Source organism: Aequorivita sp. IT1282 (genome assembly GCF_058068205.1).
The window spans coordinates 346,785-363,468 of the sequence record NZ_JBYRHR010000003.1 but is presented as its reverse complement, the minus strand read 5'-3'; the positions used below and the strand labels follow the sequence as shown (position 1 = coordinate 363,468).

Below are 16,684 nucleotides of genomic sequence, written 5' to 3'. Positions count from 1 at the left end.
TCTCGATAGTCTAAGGGTGTAAATATATAAATTTTTATATATGCGAACGTTAAATTTTAGAAGTTGATTCTCTTTCTATTAATTCTGTTTCAATAATTACAGTCTCAAAATCGTTTTCAACGTCTTCATTTTCAATTCTATTGATGAGCAAATGAGCAGATTTTTCACCCAATTCTTTTCCGTGTTGACTAACCGTACTTAGACTTGGATTGGAATATTTAGATAATAGACCATCTGTAAAACCAATTACTTTAAGAGATTTCGGAATTTCTTTACCTAATTTCCTAGCTACATTCATTGCGGTAATGGCATAAATTTCATTCACAGCAAAAATTCCGTCAAGTTGTGGATTTTCAGATAAAAACCGCCCCACTTCTCTTTCCAAAGCTTCCATTTGATTTTCGTCATTCACATCATCAGAAAGTTTTAAAATGAAATTTTGATTCATCGGAATATTTCTTTCTTGCAACGCATTTTCATAGCCGCTGGTGCGAAGCTTTCCAACATTTACGTGGTCTTGTGTAGTTATTATTCCAATGTTTTTACACTGCATATCTAGCAATTTCAGCACAGCTTTACGAGCAGCTTCCACATCATCCACAATCACTTTGTCGCATTTTACTTCACTAATCGTTCGATCAAACATAACTATTGGCATCCCTTGATCTATTGTCTCGGTAAGGTGATGGTAATCTTTCAAACGCTGTGTTTCCTTTGAAACACTCAAAATAAAGCCATCAATACTACCATTGGCAAGCATTTCCATGTTAATCACTTCTTTCGTAAACGATTCGTTTGAAAGACCAATAATAACATTGTAACCGCGCTCATTTGCAACTTTCTCAATTCCACTAATTACAGTGGTGAAAAAGTGGTGAACAATTTCAGGGATAATAACCCCAATAGTTTTTGTTTTTCGGTTTTTTAAGCTGAGCGCGATGTTGTTTGGCTTGAAATTGTAAAGCTTAGCGAAGGCTTTAATTTTTTGACGGGTATTGTTACTTATTTCAGGATTATCACGAAGCGCTTTTGAAACAGTTGAAACTGAAACATCTAGCTCTTTAGCAATCTTTTTAAGGGTTAATTTCTGCACGTTTTGGTATCAATTATTAGTTCTAAAGGTATTAAAGAATATTTAAAATTGCTGCTTTAGAATTTTTAATCCCTCAAAAAAGAGCCTTTAGAATGCGAATAATGTTAAATAAGATAAACTTATCAACACGAAAACGTTTTCGTAAGCCCAAGTGTTAAAGAAACGTTATGATATGATGTATTTTCTGTTAAATTTGGAGCAGGAAGTAAAAATATAATCTTATAAATCATTCTAAATTAACAATTTAAGCTAAAATGAAAAAAATCATACAAAGTTTATTATTCCTTCTTATACTCTTTCCTTTGGCGGCTATTGCCCAAAGTGTATCGGGAACGGTCTCAGACGGCACGTCTAACTTACCGATACCAGGTGTAAATGTTATTGTAAAAGGAACAACAAATGGGGTAACGACCGATTTTGATGGAAAATATACTATCAAAGGTCTTACTACTGGCGCAGTTTTAACATATTCCTATATAGGTTACACACCTCAGGAGGTAACATATACTGGTCAGCCAACTATAAGTATTGGTATGCAAGAAGACACATCTATACTGGACGAAGTAGTTTTAATTGGTTACGGTTCTACAAAAAAACAGGACGCTACCGGTGCTGTTCAGAAAGTAAGTGCAGAAGATTTCAATAAAGGATCTATTGTTTCGCCAGACCAACTTCTTTCGGGAAAATCTGCCGGTGTACGTATTACCACTAGCGGTGGTGCGCCCGGTGAAGGTTCCGAAATTAGGATTCGTGGTGGTTCATCGCTTTCCGCAAACAATTCGCCTTTAATTGTGGTTGATGGTATTCCATTAGATCAAAGAGGAGTACAAGGTGTTAGAAATCAACTTAACTCTATTAACCCTAACGAAATTGAAAACTTTGTTATTTTAAAGGATGCATCTGCTACTGCTATTTATGGTTCAAGAGCGTCAAATGGGGTAATCCTTATTACTACAAAATCTGGAAAAAAAGGAGCTCCTTTAAAGGTTGAATACGGCTTCCAATTTTCTGCAGACCAGATAACAGACCAAGTGTCTGTTTTTAACGCAGATGATTTTCGAAAATTAATTGCAGATAATCCTGCTCAAGATGCTACAAAATTAGGAAATAGCAATACAGATTGGCAAGATGAAATTTACAGAACTGCCAATGGCGGAATACATAACCTTACACTTTCACAAGGTTTCAAAAACTTTTCATATCGAGTAAATTATAACAATACCAATAAACAAGGTGTGTTGCTAACAGATTTATATACTCGTAACGCCATTACTTTAAATCTTGACGGTAGTTTGCTTGATAATAGTTTAAAATTGAGACTTACGTCCATCGGTAGTTTTGATGATAATACGTATGCAGATAATGGTGCAATTGGAGCAGCTACTAATTTTGACCCAACTCAGCCAATCTACGATGCAAACAGTCCATTTGATGGATACTTTGAATACACGCAACCAAATGGCGATCCAATTAAATTGGCTCCTAGAAACCCTGTGGCACTTTTGAAACAAAATCAAAATAAAGCGCGTAATAAAAGAAATATTTCAAACTTAAATGTTGATTATCGTTTTCCATTTTTGCCAGAACTTAGGTTTATTTCTAACGCAGGTTTTGATTATTCTGAAATTGATGGACAACAATATATACTCGGTACTTCAGCTTCTCAAGAATTCGGAACCTATAAAAACTTTTATACAGGTTTTAACCGAAATACCAATTTAGATTTACTCTTAAATTATAAGAATACTATTTCGGCAATTAGCACTGAATATGATTTAACCGGAGGGCATACCTATCAAGAATTCTATATTCAATCTGATAGACAACAAACAGAACAAGGAATTCTAGTAACAAGACCTACCGTTATTGACAGAAACAGTTTGGAGTCTTATTTTGGAAGAGCCAGTTTTAATATTCTAGATAAATACTTGATTTCTGCTAGCTACAGACGGGATGGTTCATCACGTTTTAGTGAAGACAATCGTTGGGGTAACTTTCCTGCCGTTTCTGTAGGTTGGAAAATTAATAACGAGAGCTTTATGAAAGACAGTAGCACGTTTTCCACTTTAAAGGTTCGCGGTGGTTATGGTATAACAGGTAATCAAGAAATTGGTCAGAATTATGGCTATCTTGGTATATATACCCCAGGTTTAAATTCTGCTAGTGTTCAATTTGGAGATGAATTTTACAATACACTTCGACCAGAAGAGTTTGATGAAAATTTGAAGTGGGAAGAAACTACACAATATAATGCAGGATTGGATTTTGGTTTTTTCAACGATAGATTAAATTTTAGTGTTGATGGTTATTACAAACAAACCAAAGATTTATTGGCACGTATTCCTACCGCTGCAGGATCTAACCTTTCAGACTTTTTAACCACCAATGTAGGTGAATTAGAAAGCCGTGGTCTTGAATTAGGTATTGATGTGGCACTAGTTAACTCAAAAACTTTTCAATGGGATGTAAATGCAAATGCTACCTTACAGGAAGTTGAAATAACAAAACTTAATTTGAGTGGCGACCCAGACTACTTTATTCCGCAAGGAACAATTAGTGGTGGGGTGGGTAATAAAATCCAACTTTGGAAACCGGGATATGATCCAACTACTTTTTTTGTTTTTCGTCAAGTTTATGACAATGCTGGAAACCCAATTGAAGGTGCTTACGTAGATGTAAATGGTGATAATCAAATTACAGAAGCAGACAAGCAAGCTTATAAAAAAGCAACTCCAGATGTTTATCTTGGATTTACATCTAGTATGAGTTATAAAAAGTTTGATTTTAGTTTTACTTTACGAAGTGGACTAGGAAACTATGTATACGACAACGTAAAATCAAGTACTGGATATTACAGAAAATTCTTTGAATCTGCTGGTAATGTATTTGAAAATGGTAGCACTAGTGTTCTTGATTCAAATTTTGACGATGCGCAGTACTTTTCAGATTATTATATTAAAAGAGCTGATTTCGTAAAAATGGATAATATTTCGATCGCATATACAATTCCATTCGAAAAAATAACATTAAGAACTACGGCAACAGTAACTAATGTTTTTACTATTACTGAATACGACGGCTTAGATCCTGAAATTTCTAGCGGGATAGATAATAACTTTTACCCAAGACCTCGTGGTTTTGTTCTTGGATTTAATTTCACATATTAATAAACAATAACTATGTACAACAATTTAAAAAAGGCTTTATTCTTCCTTTTTGCCACACTTGTTTTTGTGTCTTGTAGCAAAAATTTAGATCTTGCCCCCGAAGATGGTAGAAATACGTCTGACAATGCTTTTAACGATCCCGCTTCCTATAAGGCTTTTCTAGCAAAAATATATGCTGGTCTTTCACTTAGCGGACAAGAAGGGCCTGCCGGCCAACCAGATTTGGAAGGTCTTGACGAAGGTTTTTCAAACTATGTTAGACTTTATTGGATGATGCAGGAGCTTACTACAGATGAAGCTGTAATGGGCTGGAACGACGGTACTATTCGTGACCTTCACGGACAAAACTGGACTTCTGGTAATGAATTCATCAGAACAATGTATGCTCGTATTGCGTATCAAGTTGCGCTCTGCAACGAATTTTTAAGACAGACAACTCCAGATTTATTAGACAGTCGAGGTGTGAGTAGCGAGTTACGCGCAGAGATTCAAACCTATAGAGCTGAAGCTCGTTTTATGAGAGCTTTAAGTTACTGGCACTTTATGGATCTTTACGGAAACCCACCATTTGTAACCGAAAACGATGCTGTTGGAGCCTTTTTACCTCCTCAAATTCAGCGGTCAGATTTGTTTAATTATGTAGAAACTGAACTTCTAGATATAGAAGCCAGCATGATTCCTGCAAAACAAAATGAATACGGAAGAGCAGATAGAGGTGCACTTTGGACATTATTGGCTAAAGTATATTTGAATTCTGAAGTCTACACAGGTAATGACCGTATGGTTGACGCTTTAACGTATTGCAACAAAGTTATTGGAGCTGGTTACAGTATTGCACCAATACCTTATGAAAATTTATTTTTAGCAGATAATAATAGTAATGGCGCCCAAGCCGAATCAATTTTTGTAGTTCCTTTTGATGGTCTTAGAACAAAATCGTTTGGTGGAATGACATTCCTAATACACGCTGCCGTGGGTGGCGATATGAATCCTGCTTTATTCGGCATTAATGGTGGATGGGCTGGAATTAGAACCACCTCTACCTTTGTAGAACAATTTCCTGGCGAAGAAAATTCTGCTGATGGCAGAGCTCGATTCTTTACAGAAAATCAATCTAAAGAAATAAACAACATTGCAAATTTTCAAGATGGCTATGCTGTTGAAAAATTCAAAAATGTAGATGTAAATGGCAATCCGGGATCAGATCCAAACGATCATCCAGATACAGATTTCACTATGTTCCGTTTGGCAGATGTTTACTTAATGTATGCTGAAGCAGTTATTAATGGTGGCGGTGGAAGCACTTCAACCGCGGTAGAATATATTAACCAACTTAGACTACGCGCATACGGAGATACTAGTGGAAACATTGGCGTATCTGACTTAACAATGAATTTTGTTTTAGCAGAAAGATCGAGAGAGCTTCACTGGGAAGCGCATAGAAGAACAGATCTTATTCGTTTCGACCAATTTTCAGATCACGGAGTATGGCCTTTTAAAGGAAATGTTCCTCAAGGAACAACAACTGGAGCTTTTCGTGACCTAATGCCCCTACCCGATACCGATTTAAGTGTTAACCCAAATTTAGTTCAAAATCCTGGCTATTAATTTATAAAATTTAAGAAATGAAAAAACTTTCAATATTTTTACTTTTAGGAATCACATTACTCTCAATAAGTTCTTGCGAAACGGAAGACGATGTGGTATTTGTGGCTCAAGAAACAGAAGGAGTTATTTTTACAAATAATGTGCTTTCAAAATATATACTAACCGAAGGAACTGCTACTAATATCGGTGAGCGTTTTACTTGGGAATCTTCAGATTTTGGCGAACCTACAAATGTTAGTTATGATTTTGAATGGTCTACAACCGTAGATTTCGAAATTTTTGAAACCGAAGGATCTACTACTGTTTCAGAATATGCAATTACTATTGGTGATATGTTAGGCTATGCAACTGCAATTGGTATGGATAACGACCCATTAACTGATAATCCAAACACAGGGACTGTATATGTACGTGTTCGTGCATATATTGGAGCTGGCGGGATGGAAAACTTTTCTAGTGTACAAGCTATCAATTTAGAATGGTCAGAAGCAACCGATGATCAAGGTCCAATGCTACCAATGATTGCTGTTCCTGGAAACCACCAAGGTTGGGATCCACCAACTGCACCTCATATGGCTGCTTCTGCAACAGGAGCGACAAATTATGAAGGTTTTGTCTGGTTAGATGGTGAGTACAAATTTTTGGCTCCAGACGCAGATGGTAACTTTATGTGGGGCAATACTGACTGGGGCGATGATGGTACATTTACAGGTGTTTTAGTTGAAACAGATGAATCAAACTGTACTTCACCTTCAGGATATTATTTGATGAAAGCGAATACCGCAGATTTAACTTACAATGCTACCTTAACTAACTGGGGCGTTATTGGTAACGCAACTCCAACAGGATGGGATAGCGATACAGATATGGTATACGATCAAGCCACTGGTCTATGGACTCTTATTCTTGAATTAACCGAGCAAGTGCCAACAGATAATGGTATGAAATTCCGCGCAAACGATGCATGGGATTTAAATATGGGTGACACTGGAGCTGACGGAAGCTTAGAGTTTGGTGGTGATAACATTGGTGTTCCTGCATCAGGTACTTACCTTATTACCTTAGATTTAAGCAACCCAAGACAATATACATACACTTTGGAGCTTCAATAGAAAAATCTAAACTTAAAAATCAGTGTTAATTTTGTTTTCTAAGTAAAAAAGGAGGGTGTATTAAAACCCCTCCTTTTTTAATTTAATATTTCTTGTTATGAAAAATATATTAGTTAGAATTTTACTGTTGTGTACTGCATTACAGGTAAATGCTCAAATTCAGAATGCGACTTTTTCAATAGATCCTTCATTTTTTGATTCTTCAGATCAAATTACCATAACGGTTTCAAACATAGATCCTGCATTATGGGGTGTAAACGATATCTATCTATGGGCTTGGTATTATGATCTTAACGACAACCAAGCTGGGGATTCGCCAACCAATGGAAGTTGGGACAATTCCAGTGAAAGTCAGAAATTCACGAATAACGGGAATGGAACATTCTCCTATACCCTTACCCCTGCTACGTTTTATGGAGACCCAGATATTGGACGCATAGGAATATTGGCAAAGGCCAAAAATGCAACTGATATTGGAAATGGAGAACGTAAAACTCAAGATTATTATGCTGAGGTTGGTACATTACAGGTTACTCTAAACAGTCCCGCACAACATAATACAATTGTAAATTCTGGAAGTTCTATTTCGGTTTCTGCAACTGCAAATATTGCTGCAAACTTTAATTTATTGGCTAATGGAACCTCCGTTTTCACACAAAATAACGTTACCAACTTCAACACCAATCGCACAATAAATCAAGATACTTTTTTTGAACTTATAGCTACGGACCCAGTTTCTGGTACGTCCGTAACCAAAACATTTAATGTAATCCTCACTCCAAATACCCAAACAGCTTCGGTACCAGCAGGGATGAAAGATGGTATAAATTTAAATCCAAACAATCCAGATGAAGCAACTTTGGTGCTTTATGCTCCAAACAAAAACTTTGTACACGTAATTGGAAATTTCAACAGTAATGATTGGAGACTTTCCAATACATTTCTTCTGAAAAAAGATGTTTCGCAAAATAGATTTTGGATCAAACTTACAGGCTTAAATACTGGCGATAACAACGTTCTTTTTCAATATGTAGTTGATGGTCAAATAACAATTGCAGACCCCTACTCTACGTATGTTTTAGATGAAAACGACGATGCGTATATTGATGAGGATACATTCCCCGATATTCCATCCTATCCATCCGGAAAAACTCAATTTGCAATAAGTTGGTTTAAAGTAAATGAAACGCCTTACAATTGGCAAATAAATGATTTTCAAAGACCTCCCCAAGACAATTTAGTAATCTATGAACTTCTAATTCGTGATTTCGACGAAGACCATAGCTACGATGCAATCATCAACAGACTTGACTATTTACAATTTATGGGAATAAACGCTATTGAGTTATTGCCTGTAAATGAATTTGACGGAAACATTAGCTGGGGCTATAACCCAGGTTTTCATATGGCTTCTGATAAATACTACGGAACAAAAAACCGTTTAAAAGCACTTGTTGATGCTTGTCATGCACGCGGAATTGCGGTAATTCTTGATGTTGTTTATAATCACGCAACTGGCCAAAACCCATATTATAGAATGTGGAACGATTGTAACGGATGTTATCAAGGTGCGGCAACGCCTGAAAATCCATTTTTTAATGTTACAGATCCAAATACGTCATTTCAATTTTTTAATGATATAGACCACGAATCTACTGCCACACAGCATTATATTGATCAATTGAACGAATATTGGTTAACTGAATTCAATATAGACGGATACAGATTCGACTTTACGAAAGGGTTTACAAACACCGTTGGCGATGGCGGTAGTTATGACGCTTCACGTATTGCAATATTAGAACGTATGTATAATCAAATTCGCGCCGTGGATCCTACTGCATACACCATTTTAGAACATTTTGCGCCCAATTCTGAAGAAACAGAACTCATTAACCATAGAGCCACGGGAGACCCCGATGAGCCGGGAATGATGGTGTGGAGCAATCATAATTACAATTATAATGAAGCCACTATGGGATATAACCAGAATTCAAATTTTTCTGGAATATCATATCAAAATCGAGGCTGGTCAACTCCTTCTGCAGTAGGATATATGGAAAGTCATGATGAAGAAAGATTAAATTTCAAAAATCTAGAATACGGAAACGGCAATGCCAATTACAATGTGAAAGATTTTGAAACCGCTATGGATCGTATGGAATTGGGCGGTGCTTTTTTCTTTACAGTACCGGGACCAAAAATGTTGTGGCAATTTGGAGAATTAGGATATGATTTTAGCATAAACTATTGCCAAAATGGAACCAATAATCCAGATTGTCGAGTAGATCCTAAGCCAATACCTTGGAATATCAATTATCACACAAATGCTGACCGAAACGATATAAGAGCTGTATGGGCCAAACTTATTCGGTTAAAAAAGGCAGAACCAATTTTTAGAAGCGCCGATTTTACAATGGATGTTTCAAACACAAACGGACTTAAAAAAATTCAAATTACTGATGCTTCTGCCACCGGAAGTGAAATTAAGTATATAACCGTTTTGGGTAACTTTAATATCATCCCACAAGATATTGTTCCTGCTTTTCAGGAAACCGGCAGTTGGTTTAATTTAATAGATGATTCAGAAATAACGGTTAACAATGTCAATACGCCAATTACGCTTCAGCCTGGAGAATACTTTGTTTATGCTAATGAATTTTCAGTTTTGTCTGTTCCAGAATTTTCTGTTGAAGAATTTTACACTTACCCCAACCCATCAAGTCATTCAATAAAATTTAATAAAGATATAGATGCATTTTCCATTTTTGATATTACAGGAAAATTAATTCTGCAAAAAGAGCTTTATAAAAAAGGCGACGAGATTAATGTGGAGCACTTTTCAAATGGCGTTTACATTATAAAAGCGAAGCATAATAATAGCTTATACCAATTAAAATTTATTAAAGATTAATGATTAAATATACGTGTTAGTACGTATAGCGTAGGAATTTATCCTGTCTTATATTTGAACTATAGAATTAGTGGATAATGCACAAGGCAATATTTTTTGTGGGGATAGAAAATATTCTTAGTGCACTTTAAAGTTTACTAAGTTAGGTTTGTTTTAGAATCCCAGCCAATAGGCTGGGATTCTTGTTTTTATCCAGTTTTGTTATTTTTTCAACATTATAAATTCGATGGAAGAATCGTTATAAACCTTGTGGGTTTGTTTTTTGAAATCTTCCTTTTTAGCTTCAAAAATATTAGGAACAAAGGTTTGCGGATTCAAATCTATCAACGGAAACCAAGTACTCTGCACTTGTATTTGAATTTTATGTCCCTTTTTAAATGTGTGATTAATGTCTTGAAGAGTTATGTTCACTTCAGTCTTTTCGTTTGGAATAAAAGGTTCCGGATTGCTAAAACTATTTCTAAATCGTCCGCGCATAACTTCACTTCTAACCATCATAAAATAGTTGCTCATTTTTAAGTATTCCTGCGTTTCTTGATAGTTTTCGGCATCGGCAGGAAAAACATCAATCACCTTTACAATCCAATCAGCATCGGTGCCCGTAGTTGCCACTTTTAATTTAGCGAGAATGGAACCGACCAAGGTAATATCTTCGGTTAGAACTGGTGTTTCGTAAACTAACACATCTGGTCGGCGAGCAGCGAAGCGCTGATCATCCGTCATATATTTTCTGGGGGTGAACACCATTTTAATATCTTCGGAATAAGGTACAGGCTTCTTAGGGTCGCTGACGAATTCTTCAAATGAAATACTTTTATCAGCTTCGTTACTTAAACGCTGATCACTTTGAAGGAAAAAAGTCTTCTTTTCAGTGTTTTTGGGTGGCCATTCTTTATACGACTTCCATTGATTAGTTCCCGTTTCAAACATATAAGCTTCGGGTAAACTACTTTCTCCCTTTCCATTATCTTTTAAGAAATGATTGAAAAATTTCGTCTCAACATCACGTTGGTAATCGCGCGAAATATTATCGCCAAAATAGACATTCCCGATTGCTTGCCGTTCATTGGTTCGTGCCCAATCGCCGTGGCTCCAAGGACCAAAAACAATAGTATTATAATTTTTGCTATTCTTTTCTACAGCTTGATAACTGTTGAAAGGTCCATAAAGATCTTCCGCGTCAAACAGTCCGCCAACAAACATTACAGCGGGTTTAATGTCCTTTAAATGTTGAATGATGCCGCGTGACTTCCAAAATTCATCGTAGCTAGAATGTTCCTTTAACTGTTGCCAGAATACATTGTCTTCACCATAATATTTATCGAGATTGCTCAACGGACCAGCGTCCAAGAAAAACTGATATTGATCCTTTGTTCCCAACTCAGGAAAAGAGTACCACGATTGGTTTGTAGGTTCTGTTTTCTCATAACCAAACAATGCTGTGGCGCGCCAATAACTCAATAAATATGCACCATTGTGGTGAAAATCGTCAAAAAAGAAATCTCCAATAGCTGCTTGTGGAGAAACAGCTTTTAGTGCCGGATGCGAGTCTAATAACGAATAAGTTGCATAAAAACCAGGATAACTAGTGCCCCAAATTCCTACATTCCCGTTGTTGTTGGGGGTATTTTTTACCAACCAATCTATACTATCAAAAGTGTCGCTAGCTTCATCAATTTGCTTGCCTTTTTTATTCGGAATATACGCGCGCATATTATCATAAACCCCTTCGCTCATCCAGCGGCCACGCACATCTTGATACACAACAATATTACCTTCTTTCATCATAAATTCGTTTGGTGAAATTTTTGAACGAAATTGATCCTCGCCATAAGGCTGGCAACTGTAAGGCGTTCTTTGGAAAAGTATTGGATACTTTTTTGAAGTGTCTTTTGGTGAATAAATTACTGTGAAAAGTTTAACCCCATCACGCATTGTGATGGATGTTTCCGTTTTGTTGTAATTATCTTTTACAAAGCTTTCGTCCTGTGCAAACGAGAAAAAGCTGACAAAAAATAATAACGATAGTATCTTGAATGCTTTCATTGATTTTTTCCTTTTTTCTAATTTTTCTGATATGTTATTTTGAATATTTCCTTTGTGTCTTCCGTTACTTTAAATTGGTCGTCTATGCGGTGGCCAATTACCCAAACTATATTTTCACCACTTAAAAGAAGCCAGATTTTTTCTTTCTCTGTCAACGAAATTTTTTCATCTTTAAAAAATTTACTCAGCTTCTTTTTCCCTTTCATACCGAAAGGTTGAAAACTATCGCCACTCCTCCACTTTCTTAATTTTAATGGAAATTCTAACTTTTCCGCAGCGACGAAAATTAAGTTTTTTTCTGTTTCACCTATGTATTCTGAAGTTTCAATGGTCAATTTAATTGGTGAAGCTATTCCTTGTTTCGAAACCAAAATTTCTTCGGAAGTGTTTTCGTCGGTAATTTCGCTCAGCAATAATTCATCTCTATTTTTTAAAAGACGATGCGTTTTTGAAAAAACTTGCTTGCCCGTTTGTGCGTTCAGTAAATTTGAAACGTCTTCCCATTCCGTAAATCCGAAACCGTTTAAAAGCTCATAAAGCAATTCTTCCGGATGCGGCAATTCCTTCAATTTTTGAATGTTTATTTTATAGGCATCGGTTGCTTCGGAAACTACTAATTTATAGATCAAAGCCATATAATCTTCAATCAAATTTTGTGTAGCTTGCAAATTATGTTGTGTTCTCTGAAAATTTTTCAGCACCGAATCGTTCGATTCTTTAAATTGTGGCAAAACCTCTAAACGCAACTTATTTCGAAGATAATCTGCCTTTTTATTGCTGCTATCCTCGCGCCATTTCAATTTATTTTTCTCTGCATATTTCAAAATTTCAACACGAGAAAAATCAAGCAGCGGACGTATAACCTTATTGTTTTTCTTCGGAATTCCGGTAAGTCCTTTTATGCCTGTGCCTCGAGAAAGATTGATGAAAAAAGTTTCCAAATCATCGTCTAAATGGTGAGCGGTCAATAAATAATCGTATTTAAAATCTTTTAAAATTTCGGCAAACCAAGTGTAACGAAGGTCACGAGCCGCCATTTGAGTTGAAATTTTATGATCTTCAGCATATTTTTTCGTGTCGAAAGTTTCCACAAAAACTGGAATTTCTAATTGATTGGCTAAGCCTATTACAGACATTTCGTCGCCATCGCTTTCTTTTCCGCGCAGCGAAAAATTACAGTGCGCTAAAGCAATTTCAAAATTTATTTCTTTAATTAAATGCGTCAAAACCACACTGTCCAATCCACCGCTACAGGCGATGAGTAGTTTTTTTCCAACTAAAAAAGAAAAATTGGAGTCAATATTTTTTTTGAAGCGATTGAGCAATTGGTTGATGATTTACAATAAATTAATAATGATTCCCACAATAACAGCAATTCCGAAGCTTAGCAGCGTGCCAATAAGCACGTACTCTGTTTTTAGAGTTTCGTTATTTCCGTATCGTAAAATTGATTTTGCAGCTATTAAAAACCCAACCGCCGAATATTGCGAAACTAAGATAAGCGTGAGCGTTAAAATACGTTCCAAAATGCCAATTACCTTTCCGGCGTTCGGCATTTCATTATCGCTACTAACTTGTATTTCGGTGGATTTAAAAACTTCTTTTATAAAAATGTTTGCGGGTTTTAAACAAACAAGATATCCTGCAATAATCAACAAATATTTGAAACTGAGTGTAACAGAAATAGAAGGATTTATGCCGTGCCATTTATTGAATAATGTAACCACTATCGCGATGATTGCTAAATGAATGGCTTGATCTATAAAAAAAGCATAGCGCCCAAAATACTTGCTATTATTGAGATGCCGCTTAAAACCATCAAGCAAAAAGTGAGTTACGGCGATTACTGCCGCTGCCAAAACAAAACCAAATTGCAACGAAAACAACCACGCTAACGCAAAACAAGCCAATGCGTGCCAGTAGAGAAAAGGGCTTTTAAAGCCAATTGTATTTTTTTGTTTCGCTAGTTTATCGGTTTGAAAAAAATAGTCCAAACACAGATGTGCAATTAATTGGAGCAGCAATAATTCTTTTAATCCCATAGTTCTACTTTGAAATTATCATTTTAAAATAATTTACCGCTTCATCAATGGCGTTCCAGCCAACGCTTGTGGAATGCTGATTAACGGCAGATTGCCCTATGCCTAAGCGTTTGGCTATTTGTTCCTCTTGGTTGTTCATCAATTTTAGGTACAAAACTTCGCACTGCCTTGAGGTTGCTTTACTGAATAAAACATCGAGCAGTGCCAGTAAAGGTTGGAAATTTTTATTTAAATCTTCGTTTTTCGATGCAAAAAACAAGGTGTTTTTTATTACAATGCGTTCTTTATTATACGTTGTTTCGCCACTAATTTCTCGACCCGATAAGTAGATTGCTTCGCCGTCTATTATGCCTTCTTCGGGATTATAACGGCTTAATTCGCCATAACCGATTGCTAGCCGTATTCCGTGTATTTTGAATTGCTTTACGCGGTTATCTTCCTTTTTGTATTTTTTGGTATCAATGGGAATTGCCTTTACAAAACTTTTAATTGCCAGCGCTACTTGCAAGCCTTCCGAAGCATTTGGAACTACACATTCTAAATAATCGCCTTTTATAATGCGACCATAAACGTTGAATTCATCTTTCAAATCGTTGAGCAGCGTTTTCAAGTTTTCTTCAACAAATTTGCTGTCTTCAACGCTTAAACTTGTTGATGAAACGATATCTCCAGAAATAACCGAATAATTCATTACTTAAAAATTTATTCAAATATATAAATTTATTAGCGTTTAAACTAATAAAGTGTGTTTATTAGCTTAAAGACTAATAAAACTACTTTATAAGTTCACAAACTCATAAAGTAACATTTAGTACTTCTCGCATTGCTTTTGCTTTAAGCAAACATTCTTCGTATTCCTTTTCCGGAATAGAATTACTAGTGATAGCGCTACCTACGGAAAAGCTAACATATTTTTTTGAAGAATTATAGAGAATACTACGGATAACAACGTTGAAATCAAAATCTCCCGAAGGCGAAAAATAACCGATTGCTCCACTGTATAAACCGCGTTTGGAGTCTTCTATTTCTTCAATAATTTTCATTGCCGAAATTTTTGGAGCGCCCGTCATACTTCCCATTGGGTATGTATTTCTCAAAACCTCAACACTAGAAAAACCCTGTGGAACGGTACAACTAACTGTAGAAATCATTTGGTGCACTTGTTCAAAAGTATAAATTGTACAAAGTTCATCGACGGCAACAGTTCCTTTCTCTGCAATGCGCGAAAGATCGTTACGCACCAAATCTGTAATCATAATATTTTCACTGCGCTCTTTGGGGTCTTTTGCAAGTTGCTGCGCCATTTCCAAATCTTCCGCCACATTATCCAAACGCTTTGCTGTGCCCTTAATTGGTTGAGAAATTATGGTATTTCCAGTTCTTTTAATATATCGCTCTGGGGAAGCTGAAAGCGCAAAAAGATTGTTCAGTTTCAGAAAGACTGAAAAGGGTGGTTTTGAAATTTTATTAAGCTGAATAAAAGTTTCCAACGGGTTAATTTCAGCATCTTCAGAATAGAATTCCTGACAGACATTTGCTTCGTAAATATCGCCCCGTTTAATATGCCCAAGCACCTCCTCCACTTTCTGAATGTAATTATCTTTTGTGGTGCGGATACTTATTTTTACAGCCTTTGACGCTTCATCGTTTACAGGCTGTTGCATCATTTCAGAAATTGCTGACCAATCTTCTTCAATTTCATCGGCAACCATATTTAAATAGTGTATTTCAACACTATTTTCAGAAAATAGAAAAAGTTTTTTTGGTTGAAAAAAGTAAAGATCGGGAAAACCTAAACCATCAAAATTTTTGGAATGGAGCTTTTCTACGTCGTTTTTCAGATCGTAAGTAAGATATCCAAAAATCCAATCTGCGGTGGTTGTTTGATATTCCTTTAGCTCATCGAATGCATTGTGAAAATCGGTTTTAAGCGCTGTAAAAGCATCGACCGCCAAAATTGCTTGATAGGTTTCGTGCTTTTGCGAATAGTTATTACTATCCAGCCAAACAACCTCTTCAAACTGTTGTGCCCAACGGAGTATGCTTGTTTTAGCATCTTCGTTTAAAGAAAAAGAATATTTCTTTAGTGTGCGCATTATTGTTGAATTTGATGAGCAAAATTTTGAAGAACATCATTAAATCCAAGCAATAAAACTTCATTTGATATTGATTGAGTTTCTTCAGAAAAATTTTCTGAATACGAAGGAAAGCTGAAACTTTCAACGATTGTTGCACCAAATCTTGGTAGCACATTTTTAGTGTATTCTAAAGCGGACGCACCGCCGCGTTTTCCGTTGGAAGTACTCATTAATAAGATCTTTTTTCCTTCTAAAAATTTTCGATCTAGTCGCGACAACCAATCAATTACATTTTTAAAATAAGCTGAAACCATTCCATTGTGTTCGTTCACTGAAATAACTAATGCGTCGGCTTCTTTTATCTTATTATAAAGCATTTTTAAATCTACTGAATAGCCTCTTTCGCTTTCAATATCTTCACCAAACATTTGAAGATCGTAATCTGTTAGTTTAATTAATTCAACGGCGTGCCCAGCAATTTGTGATGACGCAAAACTGACTAATTTATGATTGATAGATTTACTACTGTTACTTCCTGCAAAGAATAATATTTTTTTCATCTGTCAAAGTTATTGAAAAGGGAGTTATGAAAAAACCCGCGCCAAATAAATTGACGCGGGCTTC

Annotated in this window: 11 protein-coding genes; 4 read left to right on the top strand and 7 right to left on the bottom strand. The window is 36.0% G+C overall.

The features are described from left to right. Positions 1-49: 49 nt before the first annotated feature. Complete coding sequence (locus AC3RVG_RS08655; RefSeq protein ID WP_489691054.1) at positions 50-1,093, bottom strand: LacI family DNA-binding transcriptional regulator; 1,044 nt, start codon at positions 1,091-1,093, stop codon at positions 50-52. A gap of 254 nt (positions 1,094-1,347) precedes the next feature. On the opposite strand from AC3RVG_RS08655, the gene AC3RVG_RS08650 reads away from it, so the two are divergent. The 4 genes from AC3RVG_RS08650 (at position 1,348) to AC3RVG_RS08635 (ending at position 9,894) form a co-directional block, all read left to right on the top strand. Then, positions 1,348-4,260, top strand: a complete 2,913-nt coding sequence (locus AC3RVG_RS08650; RefSeq protein ID WP_489691053.1) for a SusC/RagA family TonB-linked outer membrane protein — start codon at positions 1,348-1,350, stop codon at positions 4,258-4,260. A gap of 12 nt (positions 4,261-4,272) precedes the next feature. After that, positions 4,273-5,868 (top strand): RagB/SusD family nutrient uptake outer membrane protein, encoded by a 1,596-nt coding sequence (locus tag AC3RVG_RS08645; protein WP_489691052.1) that lies wholly within the window; start codon positions 4,273-4,275, stop codon positions 5,866-5,868. 17 nt (positions 5,869-5,885) lie between these two features. After that, positions 5,886-6,980 (top strand): SusE domain-containing protein, encoded by a 1,095-nt coding sequence (locus AC3RVG_RS08640; RefSeq protein WP_489691051.1) that lies wholly within the window; start codon positions 5,886-5,888, stop codon positions 6,978-6,980. Between the two features lie 97 nt (positions 6,981-7,077). After that, positions 7,078-9,894: an alpha-amylase family glycosyl hydrolase gene (locus tag AC3RVG_RS08635; RefSeq protein ID WP_489691050.1), complete on the top strand. Its 2,817-nt coding sequence runs from the start codon at positions 7,078-7,080 to the stop codon at positions 9,892-9,894. A gap of 201 nt (positions 9,895-10,095) precedes the next feature. On the opposite strand, the gene AC3RVG_RS08630 is transcribed toward AC3RVG_RS08635, so the two are convergent. The 6 genes from AC3RVG_RS08630 to AC3RVG_RS08605 all read right to left on the bottom strand — a co-directional run bounded on the left by AC3RVG_RS08630 (position 10,096) and on the right by AC3RVG_RS08605 (position 16,620). After that, positions 10,096-11,940 (bottom strand): CocE/NonD family hydrolase, encoded by a 1,845-nt coding sequence (locus AC3RVG_RS08630; RefSeq protein WP_489691049.1) that lies wholly within the window; start codon positions 11,938-11,940, stop codon positions 10,096-10,098. A 17-nt stretch (positions 11,941-11,957) separates the two neighbouring features. After that, positions 11,958-13,265 (bottom strand): tRNA lysidine(34) synthetase TilS, encoded by a 1,308-nt coding sequence (gene tilS, locus AC3RVG_RS08625; protein ID WP_489691048.1) that lies wholly within the window; start codon positions 13,263-13,265, stop codon positions 11,958-11,960. A 12-nt stretch (positions 13,266-13,277) separates the two neighbouring features. Next, positions 13,278-13,982, bottom strand: a complete 705-nt coding sequence (locus tag AC3RVG_RS08620) for a DUF3307 domain-containing protein (protein ID WP_489691047.1) — start codon at positions 13,980-13,982, stop codon at positions 13,278-13,280. A gap of 4 nt (positions 13,983-13,986) precedes the next feature. Beyond that, entirely contained in the window at positions 13,987-14,673 is a 687-nt protein-coding gene (locus AC3RVG_RS08615) for a fumarate hydratase (protein ID WP_489691046.1), read from the bottom strand. 103 nt (positions 14,674-14,776) lie between these two features. Then, on the bottom strand, positions 14,777-16,078 hold the full coding sequence (locus tag AC3RVG_RS08610; protein ID WP_489691045.1) for an anthranilate synthase component I family protein: 1,302 nt from the start codon (positions 16,076-16,078) through the stop codon (positions 14,777-14,779). Continuing rightward, entirely contained in the window at positions 16,078-16,620 is a 543-nt protein-coding gene (locus AC3RVG_RS08605; protein ID WP_489691044.1) for an NADPH-dependent FMN reductase, read from the bottom strand. Before AC3RVG_RS08605 ends, AC3RVG_RS08610 begins: the two co-directional genes overlap by 1 nt. Positions 16,621-16,684 lie beyond the last annotated feature (64 nt).